We start from the raw sequence: 20,960 nt of genomic DNA, 5'->3' as shown, positions 1-20,960 counted from the left end.
CCGTCGTGACCCCCCGCTCACAGGCCGCGCGTGTGAAAAAGATTGCATTGGTTGCCTATAGAAATAAAAGCTTCCGGAAACATATTGTGAACTCCGTGTCACCCAACGCTTCTCGCATACAGCGCATCCTCCTCAGGTCGGGGAAGAGCCCCTACGACGTCTTCCCGGTCGAGGAAGCCCTCCACCGCGACGTCATCGCCAGCAACGCAGGCAACCTGATCTTCAGCGACGCCACGCACAAGATCCTCGAGACACCGCACACCACGGTGGTGTCCAACGGCATCCGGGCCGACGGGACTCCGGCGGGACGCATCAACGAGGAGTACGACGCCTTCGTCGTGCCGCTCGCCAACGCCTTCCGGCCGTCCTTCGAGCCGAGCCTGCGGCGGCTGACGCGGCTGATCGGCCAGTTGAAGATCCCGGTGGTCGTCGTCGGCATCGGCGCGCAGGCGGGCCTCGACTACGACCCGGCGCGGCTGAAGCCGATGGAGCCGGCGGTGCGCGAGTTCGTCTCCGCCGTACTGGAGCGCAGCGCCTCGATCGGTGTGCGCGGCGAGTTCACCGAGAAGTACCTGAACGACCTGGGCTTCAAGGACGTCGACGTCATCGGCTGTCCCTCGCTGTTCATGTACGGCAAGGAACTCGACGTACGGAAGCGGACGCAGGAACTGACCGCCGACTCCCGCATCGCGATCAACGGTTCGCACAACGCGGTCCGCAACCAGGGACTGGACCGGGTCGTCACCCGTACCCACGCCCGCTACCCGAACCTGCGGTTCATAGGCCAGAACCTCAGCGACGCGATGCAGTTGCACTGGCGGGACCTGTCCGACCCGAACGGGAAGGTCACCGGGATGCCGACGCACCCCGACCACCCGATGTACCGGGAGGGCAAGGCCCGCGTCTACATCGACCCGGTGACCTGGATCGACGACCTGCGAGACTTCGACTTCTCCTTCGGTTCCCGCATCCACGGCAACATCGCGGCGCTGCTGGCCGGTACGCCCGCGAACGTGCTGTGCTCGGACTCACGCACGCTGGAGCTGTGCCGCTACTTCGAGATCCCGCACCACACCCTCGACAAGCTGCCCGAGGACATCGACCCGGCGCGGCTGTACGAGGAGACCGACCTCGGGGCGCTCACCGGCAACCACCACGAACGGTTCGAGCGGTTCACGTCGTTCCTCGACCGCAACGGGCTGGACAACACGTTCACGCACGGCGACGGTGGCGCGGCCTACGAGGAGAAGCTGCGCTCGCTGGACTTCCCCGACGGTGTCCGCCCGTGGACCGACACCGACCCGGCCTCGCTCGTCGCGCGCTTCGGCTGGCTGCACACCCGGGTCAGCGAACTGGGCGCGGACAACGCCAGGCTGAAGAAGGAACTGGCCGCCGTCAAGGCGAAGAGCAAGGCCGCGGCCAAGGCGGGGGCCAAGACCGGCGCCGCGAAGACCACCGTGGTCGCCCCCGCCTCCGGCTCGGTGTACCGCAAGGCCCGCCGGGTCGTGGGCCGCCCGCTGCGACGAGCCCTCCAGGGCGGGCGCGGGTAGGGCTCCTCGAGGCCTTCGGGGCCCCCGGGACGTCGAGGCCTGTCCGGCAGATCTGCCGGACAGGCCCTAGCAGTCAACAGTCACTCCACAGGTTGCGGACACGCGCGTGTCGTCCGGACGTCGGTACGCGTTAACCCGGACGTCCGTCTCCGCGACGCACCCTGGAGTGACCGCGTGCCCCTGCCCCTGTCCCGATCCGGTCGGCCGTCCCGGTCCGGCCGGCTGTCCCGGTCCCGTCGCCGGCTCACGGCGAGTATCCGCCGGTGCCGTACCTCGCCCCGTCCGTCCGGCCGTCCGCTCGTCGCCAAGGTGCTGGTGGCGGCCGTCCTGGCCGGTGCCTTCGTGGCGCAGGCGGCCGGGGCCCTGCTCCCCGACGTCCCGCTGCTGCTCGCCGCGACCGCCGTGTCCCTGACGGTCGAGGGCGTGCTGTACCGGTGGCAGCCCGGCATGCTGTCGCTGCTGGCCAAGTCGCACGCGGACATCACCGTCCGTCATGTACTGCGCGATCTGCTCCTGGTGGTGGGCCTGCTGCGGCTCGGGGAACACGGCCGGGAGCAGCAGTTCGCGTGGCCGGTCGCCGGTCTGCTCGCCTTCTACGCGCTGCACTGCGCGATCCAGGCGGTGTCCGTACTGGTCCGCCGCACCCGCACACCGCCGGTGTTGACCCGGAACATCGACGCCTCGGCGCTGCGCCTGTCCCCCGCTCCCGCCGCGCCGCTGCGCCGGCCCGGCCACCGGCTGCTGCTCCTCGGCCTGCCCACGACCGCCGGCCTGGCCGCGGCGGCGGTGACCGGGGAGCCCCTGCCCGCTGCGGCCGGGATCACGGTGTCGGTGGTACTCGCGGCGGCGGGACTGGGCGCGCTGCTGGTGCGGCTGTTGCCCTCCCGGCGTCCGGCGGGCGAGCAGGAGGTGCTCGGCTGGTTCGACGCCTGGCTGGCCGACTACCGGCCCACGGTCGGCCTGTACTTCTCCGGCGGGGTGTCCTCGGCCTATCAGGCCAACATGTGGCTGGAGACGATGAGCAGGCTCGACGGGCGGCCTGTCGTCATCCTGCGCGAGCGGTTCATGGTGGCGAGGATCGCGGCGACCGACATTCCCGTCGTGTGCCTGCCGAAGGTATCCACCCTCATGCGGCTCGAACACTCCACGCTGCGGGTCCTCATCCACCCGTCGAACTCCGGCAAGACCTCGCAGGTGCTGCGCATCCCCTCGATCAAGCACGCCTTCGTCAACCACGGCGAGAGCGACAAGCTGTCGTCCTGCAACCCGTACGCGAAGGCGTACGACGAGGTGTGGGTGGCCGGTCCGCAGGCACGTGAGCGGTACGCCCGGGCGGCGGTCGGGGTCGAGGACAAGGACGTGGTGGAGATCGGCCGTCCCCAACTGGACGCCGTGCGCCCCCGGTCGGGCCCGCCGGCCGCCGGTGCCCGCACCACCGTGCTGTACGCGCCGACCTGGGAGGGCTGGGACGGCAACCCGGGCAACACCTCGGTGGTCGCGGCCGGGGAGAACCTCGTACGGGCGCTGCTCGCGGATCCGGCCGTGCGGCTGCTGTACAAGCCGCACCCGCTGACCGGCTCGGTGCAGCCGGCGGCGGGCGCCGCGGACCGGCGCATCCGGGAGCTGGTCCGGGCGGCGAACCGGGAACGGCCCGCGGCATCCGCGGGGCCCGAGCGATCCGCCCCGGAGCTGGAGCGGCTCACGGCGGAGCTGGACCGGCTCACGGCGGCCGGGGTCCGGGAGGGCGCCGACCAGGTGGAGAGGATGCTGGCCCAGTCCGCTCCGCCGCCTGGACGGGCCGAGGCGGTGGCCAGGGCCACGGCGGCCTGGGAGGAGGCGTACTGGGCGTCGCTGCCGGCGGACGAGCACCAGATCGTCACGGGTGTACGGCCCACCCTGTACTCCTGCTTCAACGCCGCCGACCTGCTGATCAGTGACGTCTCCAGTGTCATCAGCGACTTCCTCGCCAGTGGCAAGCCGTACGCGGTGGCGAACACCAGCGGGCTGTCCGAGGAGGCCTTCCGCGCCGAGTTCCCGACGGCGGCGGCGGCGACCGTGCTGACCCCGGACGCGGGCGGGGTACCGGAGTTGCTGGAGGCGGTCCGGCACCCGGAGAAGGACGAACTGGCCGATACCCGAGCGGAGTTGAAGCTACGGTTGCTGGGACCCGACGAGCCGGCGTCCCAGGAGCGCTGCAACGCGGCCCTGCACGGCCTGTACGCGGCGGCCCTGCACCGCAGGGCGCACGGTGGACAGGCCGAGGCACGGCGGCATCCGCACTCTCAGCGGCTCGCGGAGGAGTTGCTGTCCGGCCTGCCCGGTCAGCGCCGGGATTCCGACGCCGGCACGGGAGCCCCCACCGCAGCCGACGCCGAGACGGTGGGGCCCGTCACGCCGCCGTCGAGGTCGGGCCCTCCGGCGTGACCTTCTCGCCGGGGACCAGCAGGCGGCGGGCCCGGCGGGCGGCGCGGCGCAGGACGGTGACCGTGCCGCCCTCGCGGTAGCCGGGGAAGGCGCGGGCCTCACGGGGCGCGGCGAGGTAGACGGAGTCGGGGATGCCCGCCGCCCGGTCGCGGAAGTGCGGGTAGGCGAGGTAGACGCGCCGGCCCCGCCGCTCCAGCAGGGCCGGCGCCTGCTTCTTCGACGCCGTGAACTTCACCGTCTCGGTGAGGAGTCCGAGCCGCTGCTCGGCCACCAGGTGCAGCCGCAGCCGTTCCTCGACCTTCAGGTGCTGGGCGACGTCCTCGGTCCAGTGGGCGTCCGTCAGCGGCTTCGCCAGTTCCAGTTTGTGCCGCCGCACCTGGTCGCTGTCCTTGAGGAACCGGGGGCCGAACTGCGGGAGCAGGGTGACGGTGAAGGGCCGCACCATCAGCCGGTCACGCTGCGGGCCCTCGGGGACGAGGTCGGCGATCAGGTTCGTCAGGAGGCGGGCGGAGTCGAACCTCAGGGTGTACCTCCCGCTCTTGGTCACGTGCTTGCCGTCGTCGCGGCCCACCAGGTAGTAGCAGGTGTGGTCGGCGACCACGGAGACGCCGTCCGCCCTGAGGTACGCCTCCATGGTGAACAGCGCGTCCTCACCGGTGTAGAGCGACTCGTCGAACCGTAAGCCGTGCCGGTCCAGCAGGGCGCGGCGGAACAGCTTCTGCGCACTGAGGGTGAACATGATGTTGGAGGAGTGCACGTCGGTGCGCTCCACCGTGCGGCCCCACATCGACTTCGGGGCGCCGCGGTTGACGCCCTCGACCCGACCCAGGACGACATCGGTGCCGGCCCGGTCGGCCATGGCGACCATCCGCTCGAGGGCCTCGGGGCCCAGCCGGTCGTCGGCGTCCAGGAAGAACACGTAGCGCCCGGAGGCCCTGCCCAGACCGACGTTGCGCGGGCCGCTGGGGCCGCCCGAGTTCGCCTGCCGGATCACGGTGACCCGCATGGGCGCGCGGTCCGTGAACTCCTCCAGGTACTCCCCCGTGCCGTCCGTCGAGCCGTCGTCCACGGCGACGACCTCGACGCGCTCCGGGTCGATGGTCTGCGCCTCCACCGAGGCGAGGCAGTCGATCAGGTACGGCATCGCTTCGTACGCCCCGATGACCACGGTGACATCAGGCTGCGCCACGGTCACGTTTCCCCCTCATTACGATATATTTCCCTTTGTATCGCCTCATTCTCTACCTGTTAGACGTGTGTTCGAGGTGGATGGTTGCCTCGACCCACCCCTCAAGTGGCCTACACCACACGGGTGTGGCGGGAACCTGTCGGCGGTCTCGGACGCAAAAGGGCTCGGCCCCCGAGGAGTCTCTCCTCGGGGGCCGAGCCCTGTCAGGTGTCCGGCCCCGGTCAGTTCGCTCCGGTGGCGTCCGGCTCGCCGGTGACGGACGCCGACGGTGCGGGCAGTGCGTCCACCGGCTCCACGTCCGGGCCGCCGACCGTGGTCCGGGACTCCTGGCCGAGGTTGCGCGTCTCGGCCTTGCGGGCGAGCTGTGCGACCGCCGCGTTGAACTGGTCGATGGACGTCGGTTCGTCCGGACCCAGCAGGTAGCGCTTGAGCTCGCCCCGCTCTCCGGCCAGGGAGTCGGCCTCCGGGGTGCGGACCGCCTCGAGCAGCTCGGCCAGCTGGGCCGCGTCGTTGGACAGGATCACCGCGGCGCGCACCGCCGTGTTCTGCCGCTTGAACTCCTCCAGGCCCAGCCCGGCCGAGTCGGTGACGGCGTACGGCTTGCCGCTGGCGATGAAGTCGGAGACGACGCTGGAGATGTCGGAGACCATCGCGTCGGAGACGTTGAAGCAGTCGTACAGGCGCGGCTCGGCCCCCGTGATGACGCGGTGCTCCCAGTCGGGGAAGGAACTCCAGTACGCGGTGTCCCACTCGGCGCGCAGCCGGGTGGTCTCCTCGTGCAGGGCCACGTCGATCACGCCGTCGCGACTGGCCTCGGCCTCGTCGCCCTTGTCGGCGGAGCCGGTCAGTTCGGCCAGCCGGGCCTCGATACGGGCCAGTTCGCCCCGCGCCCGGTCCTGCGCCGCCGGGTCGGCGGTGAGACGGGGGTCGGCGGCGCGCTCGGCGGCGGCCTGCTCGATCAGCGCGGTGATCCGCAGGTGGGCGGCCAGGGCCTGCGCGCTGCGGGTGCCGGTGAAGGGGTGCGGCTTGTAGAGGACACGGACCGCGGGGTCGGCCGTGACCAGCCGCTTCACGATGTTCTCACCGGCCAGCAGGAGCGAGGTGTTGCCCGGGTTGTCGTCCCAGCCCTCCCAGGTGGGGGCGTACAGGACCGTCGGGCAGCGCCCCTCGGCGGAGCCCGCGGCCGTGGCCTGCCGGGTCTCGATGGGGGCCAGCTGCGGGCGGCCGACCTCGACGATGTCGTCGTCACGGACGCCGACGTCGGCGATGGCGTAGCGGTCGCGGCCCGCACGGCCGGCCGTCCACACCTCGTCGTAGACCTTGCTGAACGGGTTGACGCTGGCGAGCTTGTCGCTGTCGCCGTGACCGATGAAGACGTGCTTCATGGTCGGTACGCGCAGCAGGTGGATGTTCTTGCCGACGTTCGCCGCGTACAGCGCGACCCGCACCGAGGACAGGTCCAGGTTCATCAGGTGCACCCCTCCGGGCACGCAGACGACCGGGACCGTGGTGGGGGCCAGGTTGTTCAGTATGACCCGCTCGCGCAGGACGACCAACGGCCGCGTGTCCAGCTGCTCCATGGTCTCCAGCCACATGTTGACCTGGTACGCGGAGTCCTTGGAGCCGGAGAAGTACAGCACCGTCTGCGGCCGGTACTCGCGCAGCCAGTCGTCGACCGCCACCAGAACCTGGTCGGCCTTCGGCGGTATCCGCCGGCCGCGCACGTAGGGCACCAGGCCCAGCACGTACAGGAGGCCCAGCAGCACCGTGATGCCGATGCCGGCGAAGCCGATGACGGCCGAGTCGAGGGCGGCGGCGAGGAGTATGCCGACGACCGCCGCCAGGTCGAGGTGGAGCATCTTCTCCGCGGCGCGGTTCATCAGCGCGCGCGGCGGCGCGTCCGGGATCCGGATGCGGGAGGCCAGGTCCACGTTGCGGGTGGCCACCGGCATGCGCCGCCGGTTGCGGATCAACGTGGTCAGCGCACCGTGCGGGGCCTGCAGACCGTAGAACGTGATGAAGCAGGCGATCGCCCCGTAGTAGATCAGGTTGTCCGCGAGGGACATCCGGGCCAGGAGCAGGATCAGCAGCAGCTGCCGGATCAGGAAGCGGATCGACAGGCCCGCCCGCACCTTGCTGAGGCGGTTGACCAGGTAGCTGCCCCTGCGGTGCAGATAGTGGTCCGCCAGGTACGTCACGGCGGCCGCTGCCGCGAAGGCGGGGACGTTCGGGACGATCGCGGCCAGCATGAGACAGGGGAAGCCCAGCATCATGAGGGCCGCCGCGGCCAGTTCGGCCGCGCTGCCCACCCGGGCGACGCGAATAGCGGTGGATATCAACGGAGAAACCTGCTCTTGGAGGGTGAGTGCCGGTTTGTGCCTGTGGGTAATTCGTGAGCGACGGATTCAGGCCCCTGCGAACACCCGCGCAGGAACTGCGTAAACGGGAGGCCGCAGAGGCCTGAATTACCGGAGTCTATTTGCAGTCGATTATTACACGCCGTCCTGACGGTCCAGCACCGACGCCAGCGCCTGTTCGAAACCGCTGGCACGGGCGGCGCCCGCCGTCGGGTCCTGCTGGCGCACGTCGATGACATGGCCGGTGAGCTCGGAGAGCAGCACGTCCAGGGACGTACGGGCCACCGCCTCGGAGGACAGCAGGCTGCCCGCCGGCTCCTGGCCGAAAGCCTTGGTCCGCATCGGTGTGGCGGTGCGCTCCGGGTTGACGCAGTTGACGCGGACGCCGTCACCGGCCCACTCGTCGGCCAGGGCCTGGGTGAGGTTGACCATTGCGGCCTTGGTCGAGGAGTAGAGGCTGTACTCGGCGCGCCCCCGGGTGTAGCTGCTGGAGGTGTAGAGCAGCAGCTGACCCTTGCTCTCGGCGAGGTACTTGTACGCCGACCGGGCGATCTGCACGGGTGCCAGGTAGTTGACCTTCAGCGCCTCCTCGATGGTGGCGTTGTCGGTCTCGGCCAGCTTCCCGATGCGCAGCACACCTGCCGTGTTGACGACGTAGTCGATGCGGCCGGTCTCGGCGTACGCCTTGGACAGCGCGTCGTCGACCTCCTCCGGGTTCTCCACGTGGGTGCCGGTGGTGGAGCGGCCGAGCGCGTACACGGTGGCCCCGTAGGACTCGGCAAGCCCGCAGATGTCCTTGCCGATACCGTACGAACCGCCGAAGACGACGACCGTCTTGCCGGTGAGCAGCTCGCGGTAGGCGTCCTCCCCCATCTGCTCGGGGGTGGCGGTGGAGGCGAGCTGGAACAGCTTGTCGGCGATGAAGACGTCGACCGGCTGGGTGACCTTCATGTTGTACTCGTCGCCCGCGACGACGTGGATCGGCACGTCGGGCAGGTACTTGAGCACGACCGAGCAGTCGTCCGTGGCCTGGAAGTTGGGGTCGCCGGCGGCGACCTCGTAGGCACGGCGGACCGTGGACAGCTTGAACGCCTGCGGGGTCTGCCCGCGGCGCAGCCGGGAGCGGTCGGGGATCTCGGTGATGAACTCGCCGTCCTCACCGTGCGTCCGCGTGACGATGATGGTGTCGGCGGACGGGATGGCCACGTCGACGGCCTGGTAGCGCTCCAGGGCGCTCACGCAGTCCTCGATGACACGCTGCGACAGCAGGGGGCGGACGGCGTCGTGGAAGAGGACGTTGCGGTCCTCGCCCTCGGCCAGGCTCTCGCCGAGTGCCGAGATGGCCCGCTCGGTGGTCTCGTTCCGCGTCGAGCCGCCCTCGATGACCCGGGAGACCTTCTTGAACCCGGCCCTGTCGACGATCTTCTCGACGTCGGGCACATAGCCCGGCGCCATCAGCACGATGATGTCGTCGATCGAGTCGGTGTTCTCGAAGGTGGTCAGGGTGTGCTCGATGACTGCCTTGCCGGCGATCTTCAGCAGCTGCTTGGGGATCGAAAGACCCACCCGCTGGCCGGTGCCACCGGCCAGGATCACTGCGGTGGTACGGGGCTTGGCTATGCGCTGGGACACAGGTGACCTACCTTGGGGCGACAGGGAACTTCCAAATGGTCCCACTAGCGGTTACCGCAGTGCAAGGTGAGCGACCTCCGCCGCATATGTGCACGCAACCTGTCATTCACCTGGGACTCCCGGTGTCGGACGACGGCTCCCGGGACGCCCCCTGAATCGCCGTGAGCGACCCCACAGGAGTCACGCCCTCACCGTTCGTGACGGACGGGACGCCTCCGGCGCGTTCAGCGCAGACGCAGTCGCTTCAGGCAGCGGTGACCGAGGACCTTCACGAGTTCCTTCGACGGTGTCCGGTGGACGCTACGCCCCTTGCCGGCACCGTTCGTCGCGGCGACCGTGGCCAGCACCCCGAACAGGGCCTGCGCGGCCACTTCGGGAGCGAGCCGCGGCTCACCCGCCGGCCCCGCGGACTCCGGTACGCGGGACAGCGGTTCCAGGTCGCCGAGGATCCGCACGCCCATGCCTCCGATCCGCGCGGCCGCCTCGGCGCCGATCCCGGCGGCGGCCTCCAGGGCCCATTGCGGAGTACGGATCTTCACGTCCTGCGGAGTGGGGCTGCACGAGTTCTTCATATGTGCGATGGCGCCGTGCCGTACGAGCCTCGAATACAGCTCTTCCGGAAGCGCGTTGCCGCGGAATTCTTTATTAAGATTCCGCAGCATTTCGGTCTCGGCGAGGGTGAGGGAGCGGTTCGCGGTCTCCGGAACCGGCCTGAGCAGCCCCTCGGGGAGTCTGAGCAGCGTCTCGAAGGTGCGCATCAGCGCGTCCCGGTCGCGGTCGTCGACCACCACGACGGTCACCCGGTCCGGCCCGGTCACCCCGGCCCACCGCTCGACCAGCCGGTCGTGCCGGTGCCGGCGCCAGAAGCTGGGAGTGGGGCTGCCGTACGGGGGCCGGCGGAGCATGTGCTCCAGCCACTGCTCGTAGTCCATGCGCAGCCCGTTCTGCACGTACTGCTGCCACTGCGAGGGCATGATCCGCGCCAGGGGACGCAGGGTGACCAGGACGTGCACCCGGTCGCCACCGAGTTGTTCGACGATCCGGGCGACGGCCGTCTCCTCCTCGGCGTCCGCGAAGAACTCGCTGCTGATCACGGAGGTGCGCTCCTCGGTGGCCCGCACCTGGTCCAGCAGCCGCTGCCAGTGGCGCTCGGTGGGGGCCGTGTCCCCCATCATCGCGGGCCGGGCACAGGCGGCGAGGGCGGCCTCGATCGGATGCCGGCTGTGCGCCGGGAAGTCGACGCCGTGCCGCGCCATCTCCTCCTTCGCGGCAAACAGCGCGCCCTGGACGGCGGTGGTGCCGGTCTTGTGGGGGCCTATGTGCAGCAGGCGGGTGCCGGCAGGCAGCGGGGAGACGGCGGCGCCGGCGACCGGGAGTTCTTCTCGCGTACGTTCTGTGTCCATGTCTAGGCATGGTAGGGCGGTTCGCTGAGGATGCCATGAGAGGAGCCCGGAACCCGCTGGGCTGCCGGTGCGGGAGAGCTGTCCGTCGGCACGGAAGCGGTACCAACCAGTACCGGGTGTCCGGGCGCAGCCCGCGTACGTCGACGTGGACGCTGCGCCCGGAGGCGGGCCGGGCCTCTGCGGTGCCCCGGCGGACGATCCACCTGAACCGGGTCCTGGGGCGATCCGCCACTCGACGGGGGCCGCGCGGTCCGGCATGCCGCCACCGTTCGGGGGGCGGGGGCCAGCCGGGTCCACAGCACGACGCCGTCGGGGTGGGGGTCCCCACACCTTCAAGGCAGTGGGGGGAGGGTAGCCGGAGGCGACTCCCAGGCTGAACACCCCGTCTGGCAACGGTTTCCGCTCCGCCGCGCGAGCGGTGGCCGGCAGCCGCAGCTGGGTGAAGGCCGTGGCGCCGGGCGCGGCGGCGCCGGCGGTCAGAACACGGCGGCGGTCAGAACACGGCGGCGGTCGGAACACGGCGGCGGTCGGGCGGCACTGCTCCGGACATGAGCGGACTCCCCTGCCTCGCATGCGTTCCGGACGCCGGGAAGCCTCCGCTCCGGATGGTCCGCACACCGAGCCCAGAAAGGCAGGGGCATGACAAGAATACGGACAGGAGGGAACCCGCCCCGGCACGGGAACGTCCCGTTGCCCGGGCGGGTCCTCGAGGTGAGCGTCGGGCGGCGGCCGGGAATCCCGTCGCCGGATCGGCCCCTTGCCCCCCCGCCGGCCCCGCGGGCCCTACGACTTGTCGCGGAACGGGTCGAAGTCGTCGTACGCCTGCTCGACCTCGTCCCGTTCGGCCTGCCGGTCTCGGCGGCGCTGGGCGGCCGGGCGGGGCTCCTCGAAACGGTGGTCCTCGCCGCGCCGGCCGAGCATCTCCGCACCGGCGGTCACCGTCGGCTCCCAGTCGAAGACGACCGCGTTGTCCTCGGGGCCGATGGCGACACCGTCGCCGGACCGGGCGCCGGCCTTCATCAGCGCCGCTTCCACACCGACCCGGTTGAGCCGGTCGGCGAGGTAACCGACGGCCTCGTCGTTGTTGAAGTCGGTCTGGCGGACCCATCGTTCGGGCTTCTCGCCCCGCACCCGGAACAGACCCTCGTCCTCGCGGGCGACGGTGAACCCGGCGTCGTCCACGGCCTTCGGCCGGATGACGATGCGCGTGGACTCCTCCTTCGGGCGGGCGGCCCGCGCCTCGGCCACCAACTGGGCCAGCGCGAAAGACAGTTCCCGCAGCCCGAGGTGGGCGACGGCGGACACCGCGAAGACGCGGTAGCCGCGTGCCTCCAGATCGGGGCGCACCATCTCGGCGAGGTCCCTGCCGTCCGGCACGTCGGTCTTGTTGAGGACGACGACGCGGGGACGGTTGTCGAGACCGCCGTACTGCCGCAGCTCCTCCTCGATGATGTCGAGGTCGGAGACGGGGTCGCGGTCGGACTCCAGCGTCGCCGTGTCCAGCACGTGCACGAGCACGCTGCACCGCTCCACGTGCCGCAGGAACTCGAGCCCGAGGCCCTTTCCCTGGCTGGCGCCCGGGATGAGCCCCGGCACGTCGGCGATGGTGTAGACGGTCGAACCGGCGGTGACGACACCCAGGTTGGGCACGAGGGTGGTGAACGGATAGTCGGCGATCTTGGGCTTGGCGGCGGAGAGCACGGAGATCAGCGAGGACTTGCCCGCGCTCGGATAGCCGACCAGGGCCACATCGGCGACGGTCTTCAGCTCCAGGCCGATGTCCCGCAGGCCACCCGGCTCGCCGAGGAGCGCGAACCCGGGCGCCTTGCGCCGCGCGGAGGCGAGGGCGGCGTTCCCGAGCCCGCCCCGGCCGCCCTGGGCGGCGATGTACGAGGTCCCGTGCCCCACCAGGTCGGCGAGCACGTGGCCCGCCTTGTCCAGGACGACGGTCCCGTCCGGCACCGGCAGGACCAGGTCCTGGCCGTCCTTGCCGCTGCGGTTGCCGCCCTCGCCGGGCTTGCCGTTGGTGGCCTTGCGGTGCGGGGAGTGGTGGTAGTCGAGCAGCGTGGTCACGGACTGGTCGACGGTGAGGATCACATCGCCGCCCCGCCCGCCGTTCCCGCCGTCGGGTCCGCCCAGCGGCTTGAACTTCTCACGGTGGACGGAGGCACAGCCGTGACCTCCGCTACCCGCGGCGACGTGCAGCTCGACGCGGTCCACGAAGGTGGTCATGTGGGGTGCCTCCAGAGACAGTGCGGTGTACGTACGTACGTGTTTCCTGGTCAACACGCGAAAGGCGGACCCGCCTTCCCGCCAGGGAAGTGAGGTCCGCCTCGCGAAAGCTTCCGATCAGGCGACCGGAACGATGTTCACGACCTTGCGGCCACGGTGGGTGCCGAACTGCACCGAACCGGCCGCCAGAGCGAACAGCGTGTCGTCGCCACCACGGCCGACGCCGGCGCCCGGGTGGAAGTGGGTGCCACGCTGGCGGACGAGGATCTCACCCGCGTTGACGACCTGACCACCGAAGCGCTTCACGCCGAGCCGCTGGGCATTGGAGTCGCGACCGTTCCGGGTGGACGATGCGCCCTTCTTGTGTGCCATCTCTCCTCAGTCCCTTACTTCGCAGCCGTGGGGATCTCAGTGACCTTGATCGCCGTGTACTGCTGGCGGTGGCCCTGACGACGGCGGTAGCCGGTCTTGTTCTTGTAGCGCAGAATGTCGATCTTCTGGCCCTTGTGGTGGTCCACGACCTCGGCCTGGACCTTGACGCCGTCCAGTACCCACGGGTCGCTGGTCACGGCATCGCCGTCGACGAGGAGCAGGGTCGAGAGCTCGACCGTGTCACCGACCTTGGCGGTGGAAATCTTGTCAACCTCAACGATGTCGCCGACAGCAACCTTGTGCTGGCGACCACCGCTGCGCACGATGGCGTACACGCGGATCTCTCTCTCACTCGAAGAACGGCACCCCGCAGGCCAGCCGCCCGACAGTACAGACACGCGGGCAACCTCTCCCGAGCCAGTCCATGCACCCGGGAGGAAGAGGTTTACGGGAATGTGGCGGTCCCGATGGACACGCCGGTGGTCAAGGCTACGGGGACATGGCCTGACCGGTCAAACCGGGCCCGGCCCGGGCGGTCACGGTGACGGACCGCGCGGGCCCCGGTGGATCAGCGCGCGAGCAGGTGGGCGCGGCCGAACATGGACGCCGCGGCCCGCGCGGTCGGCGTGCCGGAGTCCAGGTCCGCACCGGCCTCCCGCAGCACCTCGACCACCTCGTCCGCGCCCTTGAACAGGGCACCGGCGAGGGGGGCCTGGTCCCGGGCGTTGCGCAGGTCCGGGTCGGCGCCGAGCCGGACCAGAGCCCGCACGGTGTCGGCGTGGCCGTGATAGGCGGCGAGCATGAGCAGGGTGTTGCCGTCCGCGTCGGCCGTGTCCACCGGCAGCCCGTGCTCCACGAACCCCACGAGTTCCTCGGTGTTGCCCTCACGGGCCAGTTCCATGGCGATGGCCATGACGCGTTCCGTCTGCTCAGGAGTCAGACCGTCCCTGCTCATGCGTATCTCTCCCGATCGAGCGGTTCTGCTGGTCGTGCCCGTGAGGGCTGCCGGGCCGGTGGCCGTGCCCTACCCGGCGCGGGGGTGCTCCGTGGCCCACGCCGGGTACGGTGCGGGGGCGCGGAGCGCGCCCCCGCGAGCGGGGCTCAGAGGCTGCCGTCGACCAGGGCCTCGATCGCCTTGCGGACGCCCTCACCGTAGGCCGGGTCGGCCTGGGTGCAGTTGGCGATGTGCCGCTCGACGGTCCGCTGCGACGCGCCGTTGATGGCGCGCGCCGTGTTGGCGAAGAGAACCTGCTGCTGCTCGGCGCTCATCAGGCGGAACAGGTTGCCGGGCTGCTCGAAGTAGTTGTCGTCGTCCTCCCGGAAGTTGAACCGGTCGGCGACGGCGCCCACGGCCTGGCTCGGCTCGCGGTAGGCCGGCTGCTCCGGCCAGCGTCCGTACGAGTTGGGCTCGATGCCCGGGGTGGCTCCCTGGTTGCCGTCGACCCGCATGGCGCCGTCGCGGTGGTAGGTGTTCACCGGGTTCTTCGCGGCGTTGACGGGGATCTGGTGGTGGTTCACGCCGAGGCGGTAGCGCTGGGCGTCACCGTAGGAGAAGAGACGGCCCTGCAGCATCTTGTCGGGCGAGTAGCTGATACCCGGAACCACGTTGGCCGGGGTGAAGGCGGCCTGCTCGACGTCCGCGAAGTAGTTCTCGGGGTTGCGGTTGAGCTCCCATTCGCCGACCTCGATCAGCGGGTAGTCCTTCTTGGACCAGACCTTGGTGAGGTCGAAGGGGTGGAAGCGGTAGTTCTCCGCGTCGGCCTCCGGCATGACCTGGATGAACATCTTCCACTTCGGGAAGTCGCCGTTCTCGATCGCGTCGAAGAGGTCGCGCTGGTGGGACTCGCGGTCCTTGCCGACGAGGGCCTCGGCCTCGGCGTCGGTGAGGTTCTTGATGCCCTGCTGGGTGCGGTGGTGGAACTTGACCCAGAACCGCTCGCCCTCGGCGTTGATCAGGCTGTAGGTGTGCGAGCCGAAGCCGTGCATGTGCCGGTACGAGGCGGGGATGCCGCGGTCGGACATCACGATCGTGATCTGGTGCAGGGCCTCGGGGAGGTTGGTCCAGAAGTCCCAGTTGTTCTCGGCGTCGCGGAGGTTGGTCCGCGGGTCGCGCTTCACCGCGCGGTTGAGGTCCGGGAACTTCAGCGGGTCGCGGAAGAAGAAGACCGGGGTGTTGTTCCCGACCAGGTCCCAGTTGCCCTCGTCCGTGTAGAACTTCAGGGCGAAGCCGCGGATGTCGCGCTCGGCGTCGGCCGCGCCGCGCTCACCCGCGACGGTGGAGAACCGGACGAACAGGTCGGTCTTCTTGCCGATCTCGGAGAAGATCTTCGCACTCGTGTACTGCGTGATGTCGTGGGTCACCGTGAAGGTGCCGAACGCGCCCGAGCCCTTGGCGTGCATCCGGCGCTCCGGGATGACCTCACGGTCGAAGTGCGCGAGCTTCTCCAGGAACCAGACGTCCTGCAGGAGCATCGGACCGCGCGGACCGGCCGTCAGGGAGTTCTGGTTGTCGGCAACCGGTGCACCGGCAGCCGTGGTCAACGGCTTCTGGGGGTTCTCGGTCAAAGCTCGCTCCTCGGTGAGTGGTTCTTCGCTTGGAATCAAGGCCTGCGGTCCTGGCCGTCCGAGTGTCCGCGCAAGCCGCTCCGCGGCTCGCATCGGCACACACCCTACGTTGGACAAGATCTAAGTCAAGGCAACTTTCAGAACCATACCTGTTCTTGAGATGGGTTCCACCGCTGGTTAGGGTGACGGTATGAGTGATCTCTTGAAGAGGCTTCGGGAACGCGGCTGGCGCCTGACCGCGCAGCGACGCGTCGTGGCCGAGGTATTCGGCGGAGACCACATCCACCTGACCGCCGACGAGGTGCACGCGCGCGCGACGGAGCGGCTGCCCGAGATCTCCCGGGCCACGGTCTACAACACCCTGGGCGAACTGGTGACCCTGGGCGAGCTCACCGAGGTCTCGACCGACCACCGCGCCACGCGCTACGACCCGAACGCGCACCGCCCTCATCACCACCTGCTCTGCGACCGCTGCGGAACGATCCGCGACGTGCACCCGGCGGGTGACGCGCTCTCGGCGCTCCCCGCGTCGGAACGCTTCGGGTACACGGTCCTTGACGTCGAGCTGACGTACCGCGGCACCTGTCCGAACTGCACGGCGTGATGCCGGGGCCGGGCCGGCGTTCGAGGTCCGGCGCGAGGGACGCGAGAGACGCGAGGGAGACGAAACACGGAGAGGGGCGGACACCGGGTGTCGCCGGTGCCCGCCCCTCTCCGCGTGCCGCCCTGCCGGGCGGGCCCTGATCAGTCCTCCATCGACGCCGTGACCGAGGGCGACGGCTGCTGGGCCGCTGCCGCGGTCTTCTTCGCCGTCGTCTTCTTCGTGGCCGACTTGGTGGTCTTGGCCGCCGTCTTCTTGGCCGTCGTCTTCTTCGTGGCCGACTTGGTGGTCTTGGCCGCCGTCTTCTTGGCCGCCGTCTTCTTCGCGGTGGCCTTCTTCGCCGTGGCCTTCTTGGCCGCCGCGCGGGCGGTCTTCCTGGCCGGGGCCTTCTCGTCAGCGGCTTCCTCGACGGCTTCCGCGTCAGTGGTGACCGCTGCCGCCTCGTCCACCGGGGCCGCCTGGTCCGCCGTGGCCGACGGGACGACCACGACGGCCGCCTCCTCGGACGCGGTGGATACGGTCGGCTGGCGCACCGCGCGGCGGCGCGGGCGAGGCGGCGCGGCGGTCTCGGCCGCCGCCTCGGGCGCCTCGGCCGGCTCGGTCGAGACCTGCTTCGGCGCCTGCTCGGGCTCCGACGGGGCGGCTGCGGACGCGGCCTCCGCGACCGTCACCACCGTGGCCTCGGCACCCGCCGGGGAACCGGCCGGCGCGGACACCTTACGGGTGGCCCGACGACGCGTACGGCCCTTGGGCGCGGCCTCCTCGGCTGCCGGTGCCTCGACGGGCGCCTCGGTCGGTGCCTCGACGACCGGGTCCTCGGCGGCGACCGGCTCGGCGTGCGCCCCCGAGGCCGGCTCCGGCTGCACCGGACGCGCGGCCTCCTGGGCGGCCGTCGTGTCCTGAGCCGTCGGCACCTCCGCCACCGGCTCCTCGACGGCGGCCGGCTCGCGGCGACGCTCCTCGCGCCTCGGCGCGCCGGCCGGGGCCGAGGCCCTCCGGCTCGCCCGGCGGCGGCCACGGCCGCGGGTGGCCGCGGCCTCCGCCTCGGCAGCGCTGCTGTACAGCTCCTCGTCGGGGATGTACCCGGGCGCCGGGAGCGCGACGGGCTCGGCCGCCTCGGCGGCGACCTCGGCCTCCGACTCCGCTTCCGCCTCCTGCTCCGCCGTCAGGGCGACGTCGGCCTCGTGCTCGTGGGTGTGCTCCCCGGCCCCGGCCCGCGCCCGCTTCCTGCGCTTGCCGCCGCCTCCGGTGGAGGTGGGCTGGTCCAGGTGGACGAGGACACCGCGTCCGTTGCAGTGGACGCAGGTCTCCGAGAACGACTCCAGCAGACCCTGGCCGACCCGCTTGCGGGTCATCTGCACCAGGCCCAGCGAGGTCACCTCGGCGACCTGGTGCTTCGTACGGTCCCGGCCCAGACACTCAAGGAGACGCCGCAGAACAAGATCCCTATTGGACTCCAGCACCATGTCGATGAAGTCGATGACGATGATGCCGCCGAGGTCGCGCAGCCGCAGCTGGCGCACGATCTCCTCGGCCGCCTCCAGGTTGTTCCTGGTGACCGTCTCCTCGAGGTTGCCGCCCTGCCCGGTGAACTTGCCGGTGTTGACGTCGACGACGACCATCGCCTCGGTCCGGTCGATCACCAGCGAACCGCCGCTGGGCAGCCAGACCTTGCGGTCCAGGGCCTTGGCGAGCTGCTCGTCGATCCGGTACGTGGCGAAGACGTCGACCTCGCTGGTCCACTTCTGCAGCCGGTCGGCCAGGTCGGGCGCGACGTGCGCGACGTACCCGTGGACGGTCTCCCAGGCCTCGTCACCGCTGACGATGACCTTGGTGAAGTCCTCGTTGAAGATGTCCCGCACGACCCGGACGGTCATGTCCGGCTCGCCGTACAGCAGCGTCGGCGCGTTCGAGCTGCCGCCGCTCCTGGACTTCTTCCTGATGTCCTCCCACTGCGCCTGCAGCCGGTCGACGTCACGGCGCAGCTCGTCCTCGCTCGCGCCCTCGGCGGCGGTGCGCACGATGACGCCCGCGTCCTCGGGGACGACCTTCTTGAGGATGGTCTTCAGCCGGGCCCGCTCGGTGTCGGGCAGCTTGCGGCTGATGCCGGTCATCGAGCCCTCGGGGACGTACACGAGGTAGCGGCCCGGGAGGGAGACCTGGCTGGTCAGACGGGCGCCCTTGTGCCCGATCGGGTCCTTCGTCACCTGGGCGAGGACCGACTGGCCGGACTTCAGCGCGGCCTCGATCCGGCGCGGGCCGTTGGCCATGCCCAGCGCCTCGAAGTTGACCTCGCCGGCGTAGAGCACGGCGTTGCGGCCCTTGCCGATGTCGATGAAGGCGGCCTCCATCGACGGCAGCACGTTCTGCACCTTGCCGAGGTACACGTTGCCGACGTACGAGGTGGCCTGCTCCTTGTTGACGTAGTGCTCGACGAGCACGCCGTCCTCCAGGACGCCGATCTGCGTGCGGTCGCCGTACTGCCGGACCACCATGACGCGCTCGACGGCCTCGCGTCGGGCCAGGAACTCGGCTTCGGTGATGATCGGGACGCGTCGGCGGCCCTGCTCACGGCCTTCCCGGCGGCGCTGCTTCTTCGCCTCCAGGCGGGTGGAGCCCTTGATGGACTGCACCTCGTCCGACGGCTCGGCGGCCTTGCGCGGCTCGCGGACCTTGACGACGGTGCGCTCGGGGTCGTCGGTGGGGGTCTCGGCCTCGCCTCCGTCCCCGGCCCGGCGGCGCCGGCGACGACGGCGCCGGCTGCTGCTGGAGCCGCCCGCGGCGCCCGAGTCGTCACGGTCCTCGGCCGGCTCGTCGGTGTCCTCCGCGTCGTCGGCGGATCCGTCGGCGGCGTTCTCGTGGTCCCGCTCGGCGTCGGTCCCGGGCTCGTCGCCCTCGGCGTCGGCCTCGGCGGACTCGCCGCGCCTGCGGCGACGGCCGCCCCGGCGGCGACGGCGACGGGAACCGGCGCCCTCGTTCTCGTCCTGGTCGTCGTCCGCGTGGTCCTCGGCCTGCTCGTCGACGTCCGTGTCCTCGTCGGCCTCCTCGTCGGCCTCCTCGTCGGTGCGGGCGTCGGGGGCGGGCCCGGTACGGGTGCTGCCGGCTCCGGCGGAATCAGCCTGGGCGTGCGGTGCCGTGTCGGTCTCGTCCGCGGCACCCCGGCGACGGCGGCGGCGCCGGGGGGCGGGCTGCTCCTCCGAAAGCGCCTCGGTCGCCTCGGTCGCCTCGGTCGCCTCGGGCTCACCGGGCTCCGCCGGGCCGACGGCCTCCGCGGCCGCTTCGGCGGCGGCCCGCTCCGGGGTCTGGAACTGGGGCTCGGTGAACACCGGAGCCTGGAACACGGCGACCGCGGGACGCGCGGGACGCTTCGACGGCTCGGCCTCGGCGGTCCTGGCGGATCCAGCGGCGGGCCGGGCGGGCTCGGCGAATCCGGCGGCGGCCTTGCGGACCGCACGGCGGCGACGGCGCGGAGCGGTCTCGTCCGCGGCGGGCGCCTCGGGGGTCTCGGGGGTCTCGGACGTCGTGGGGATCTCGGGGGACGTGGGAGTCTCTCCGGTGCTCTCGGTCACGGGAGGCTTCGCCTCCTCGGCGGGGGAGGCGGCGGTCTCGGCGGACGGAACGGCCGGGCCGTCCTGCGCCGTCTCGGCGGTCACGGGGGCGGAGGCACGACGCGAGGCGCGACGCCGGACACGACGGGGAGCCTCGTCGGCGACGGCGGCCTCGGCGGTGTCCGCGAGGGGGACGTCGTCCGAAACGGCCGCGGTGTCGGCGGCCTGCGGACCGTCCGCACTCACGGCGCTCGCGGTGGCCCGCGCTTCGGCGGCCCCGGCGACGGGGGCCGCCGGCGAGGTCACACGGCGCGTGGCACGACGACGCGCCCGCGGCGGAGCCGCATCCACGGCCGGAGCGGCCGGCTCGACGTCCACGACGGCGGTGTCCGCGAGGGGGACGTCGTCCGAAACGGCCGCGGTGTCGGCGGCCTGCGGACCGTCCGCACTCACGGCGCTCGCGGTGGCCCGCGCTTCGGCGGCCCCGGCGACGGGGGCCGCCGGCGAGGTCACACGGCGCGTGGCACGACGACGCGCCCGCGGCGGAGCCGCATCCACGGCCGGAGCGGCCGGCTCGACGTCCACGACGGACTCGACGGGCGGAGCGGCCGAAGTCTCGGTCGCCGGTACGACGGTCTCGGCGGCCTGCGCCGCCTCCGACGCGCCCGCGGACGAGGCCGGGCGGCGCGCGACCCGTCGGCGCCTGCGCGGAGCGGCGTCGTCCGCGTCGGCCGGGGTCCCGGTCCGGGCCGCCACCGGCTCCGCGACCGGCGCGGGTGCCGCGGCCGGCTCGCTCCCGGTGCCCTCCGCGGCCTCGGGCCCGTCGTTCTGCTCGAGCGGGTCGAAGGACCGGGCGGACTCGTCGGCCGGTATGGCCGGGGCGGTCGCCGGGTCCGTCGTGCCGGGGGCCGCCGCGGGCGGGCCGGCCGGCCGGGAGGCGGCCCGGCGCCTACGGAGCGGCGGCAGGGTGTCGCTGGGGCTGTTCGGTTCGGAGCCCTCTGTGGGCTCGGTCGGTTCGAGCATGCGGGGGTTTCTCCCGTCAGGCTCCCGGGCGCCGCACCTGGTCCGGCGATGCCGGTGACGTCCG

At 71.4% G+C, this 20,960-nt stretch carries 13 protein-coding genes and 1 pseudogene; 3 read left to right on the top strand and 11 right to left on the bottom strand.

Annotation, left to right across the window (positions count from 1 at the left end):
* Positions 1-95: 95 nt before the first annotated feature.
* Together HUV60_RS22970 and HUV60_RS22965 are read left to right on the top strand one after the other, a co-directional pair.
* Entirely contained in the window at positions 96-1,550 is a 1,455-nt protein-coding gene (locus tag HUV60_RS22970; protein WP_257849111.1) for a polysaccharide pyruvyl transferase family protein, read from the top strand.
* A gap of 315 nt (positions 1,551-1,865) precedes the next feature.
* Positions 1,866-3,974 carry a hypothetical protein gene (locus tag HUV60_RS22965; RefSeq protein WP_269441284.1) on the top strand — a complete coding sequence of 703 codons (2,109 nt, stop codon included), beginning with the start codon at positions 1,866-1,868 and terminating at the stop codon, positions 3,972-3,974.
* On the opposite strand, the gene HUV60_RS22960 is transcribed toward HUV60_RS22965, so the two are convergent.
* From HUV60_RS22960 to HUV60_RS22915, 10 genes and pseudogenes are all read right to left on the bottom strand, one after another.
* Positions 3,940-5,169: a glycosyltransferase family 2 protein gene (locus HUV60_RS22960; protein ID WP_257849110.1), complete on the bottom strand. Its 1,230-nt coding sequence runs from the start codon at positions 5,167-5,169 to the stop codon at positions 3,940-3,942. The genes HUV60_RS22965 and HUV60_RS22960 overlap by 35 nt on opposite strands.
* Before the next feature lie 215 nt (positions 5,170-5,384).
* Positions 5,385-7,502, bottom strand: a complete 2,118-nt coding sequence (locus tag HUV60_RS22955; protein WP_257849109.1) for a CDP-glycerol glycerophosphotransferase family protein — start codon at positions 7,500-7,502, stop codon at positions 5,385-5,387.
* 153 nt (positions 7,503-7,655) lie between these two features.
* Positions 7,656-9,152 (bottom strand): bifunctional cytidylyltransferase/SDR family oxidoreductase, encoded by a 1,497-nt coding sequence (locus HUV60_RS22950; RefSeq protein WP_257849108.1) that lies wholly within the window; start codon positions 9,150-9,152, stop codon positions 7,656-7,658.
* 224 nt (positions 9,153-9,376) lie between these two features.
* Positions 9,377-10,555, bottom strand: coding sequence for a hypothetical protein (locus tag HUV60_RS22945; protein ID WP_257850218.1), 1,179 nt, complete (start codon positions 10,553-10,555; stop codon positions 9,377-9,379).
* Positions 10,556-10,618: 63 nt separating this feature from the next.
* A pseudogene (locus HUV60_RS22940) lies at positions 10,619-11,128 on the bottom strand (PhoD-like phosphatase N-terminal domain-containing protein); the annotation flags it as partial.
* Between the two features lie 210 nt (positions 11,129-11,338).
* Entirely contained in the window at positions 11,339-12,787 is a 1,449-nt protein-coding gene (gene obgE, locus HUV60_RS22935; protein WP_257849107.1) for a GTPase ObgE, read from the bottom strand.
* A gap of 117 nt (positions 12,788-12,904) precedes the next feature.
* Positions 12,905-13,159, bottom strand: coding sequence for a 50S ribosomal protein L27 (gene rpmA, locus HUV60_RS22930; RefSeq protein WP_042172004.1), 255 nt, complete (start codon positions 13,157-13,159; stop codon positions 12,905-12,907).
* 14 nt (positions 13,160-13,173) lie between these two features.
* Positions 13,174-13,494 (bottom strand): 50S ribosomal protein L21, encoded by a 321-nt coding sequence (gene rplU, locus HUV60_RS22925; protein ID WP_257849106.1) that lies wholly within the window; start codon positions 13,492-13,494, stop codon positions 13,174-13,176.
* A 233-nt stretch (positions 13,495-13,727) separates the two neighbouring features.
* Positions 13,728-14,114 carry an ankyrin repeat domain-containing protein gene (locus HUV60_RS22920; protein ID WP_257849105.1) on the bottom strand — a complete coding sequence of 129 codons (387 nt, stop codon included), beginning with the start codon at positions 14,112-14,114 and terminating at the stop codon, positions 13,728-13,730.
* A 146-nt stretch (positions 14,115-14,260) separates the two neighbouring features.
* Complete coding sequence (locus HUV60_RS22915) at positions 14,261-15,724, bottom strand: catalase (protein ID WP_257849104.1); 1,464 nt, start codon at positions 15,722-15,724, stop codon at positions 14,261-14,263.
* 190 nt (positions 15,725-15,914) lie between these two features.
* On the opposite strand from HUV60_RS22915, the gene HUV60_RS22910 reads away from it, so the two are divergent.
* Positions 15,915-16,328 (top strand): Fur family transcriptional regulator, encoded by a 414-nt coding sequence (locus HUV60_RS22910; protein ID WP_257849103.1) that lies wholly within the window; start codon positions 15,915-15,917, stop codon positions 16,326-16,328.
* 140 nt (positions 16,329-16,468) lie between these two features.
* Here the strand turns inward: HUV60_RS22910 and HUV60_RS22905 are convergent, their stop codons facing one another.
* Positions 16,469-20,896: an Rne/Rng family ribonuclease gene (locus tag HUV60_RS22905; RefSeq protein ID WP_257849102.1), complete on the bottom strand. Its 4,428-nt coding sequence runs from the start codon at positions 20,894-20,896 to the stop codon at positions 16,469-16,471.
* Positions 20,897-20,960: the final 64 nt, after the last annotated feature.

The organism is Streptomyces sp. KMM 9044 (assembly GCF_024701375.2).
In the GTDB taxonomy this organism is placed as follows: Bacteria; Actinomycetota; Actinomycetes; order Streptomycetales; family Streptomycetaceae; genus Streptomyces.
The sequence above is the reverse complement of the archived record's forward strand: the minus strand, read 5'-3'. Positions and strand labels throughout refer to the sequence as shown.

Coding starts and splice junctions, on each gene's coding strand:
- HUV60_RS22905 (WP_257849102.1), bottom strand. CDS start 20,896: ATGCTCGAACCGACCGAGCCCACAGAGGGCTCCGAACCGAACAGCCCC.
- HUV60_RS22945 (WP_257850218.1), bottom strand. CDS start 10,555: ATGGACACAGAACGTACGCGAGAAGAACTCCCGGTCGCCGGCGCCGCC.
- HUV60_RS22910 (WP_257849103.1), top strand. CDS start 15,915: ATGAGTGATCTCTTGAAGAGGCTTCGGGAACGCGGCTGGCGCCTGACC.
- HUV60_RS22920 (WP_257849105.1), bottom strand. CDS start 14,114: ATGAGCAGGGACGGTCTGACTCCTGAGCAGACGGAACGCGTCATGGCC.
- obgE (WP_257849107.1), bottom strand. CDS start 12,787: ATGACCACCTTCGTGGACCGCGTCGAGCTGCACGTCGCCGCGGGTAGC.
- rpmA (WP_042172004.1), bottom strand. CDS start 13,159: ATGGCACACAAGAAGGGCGCATCGTCCACCCGGAACGGTCGCGACTCC.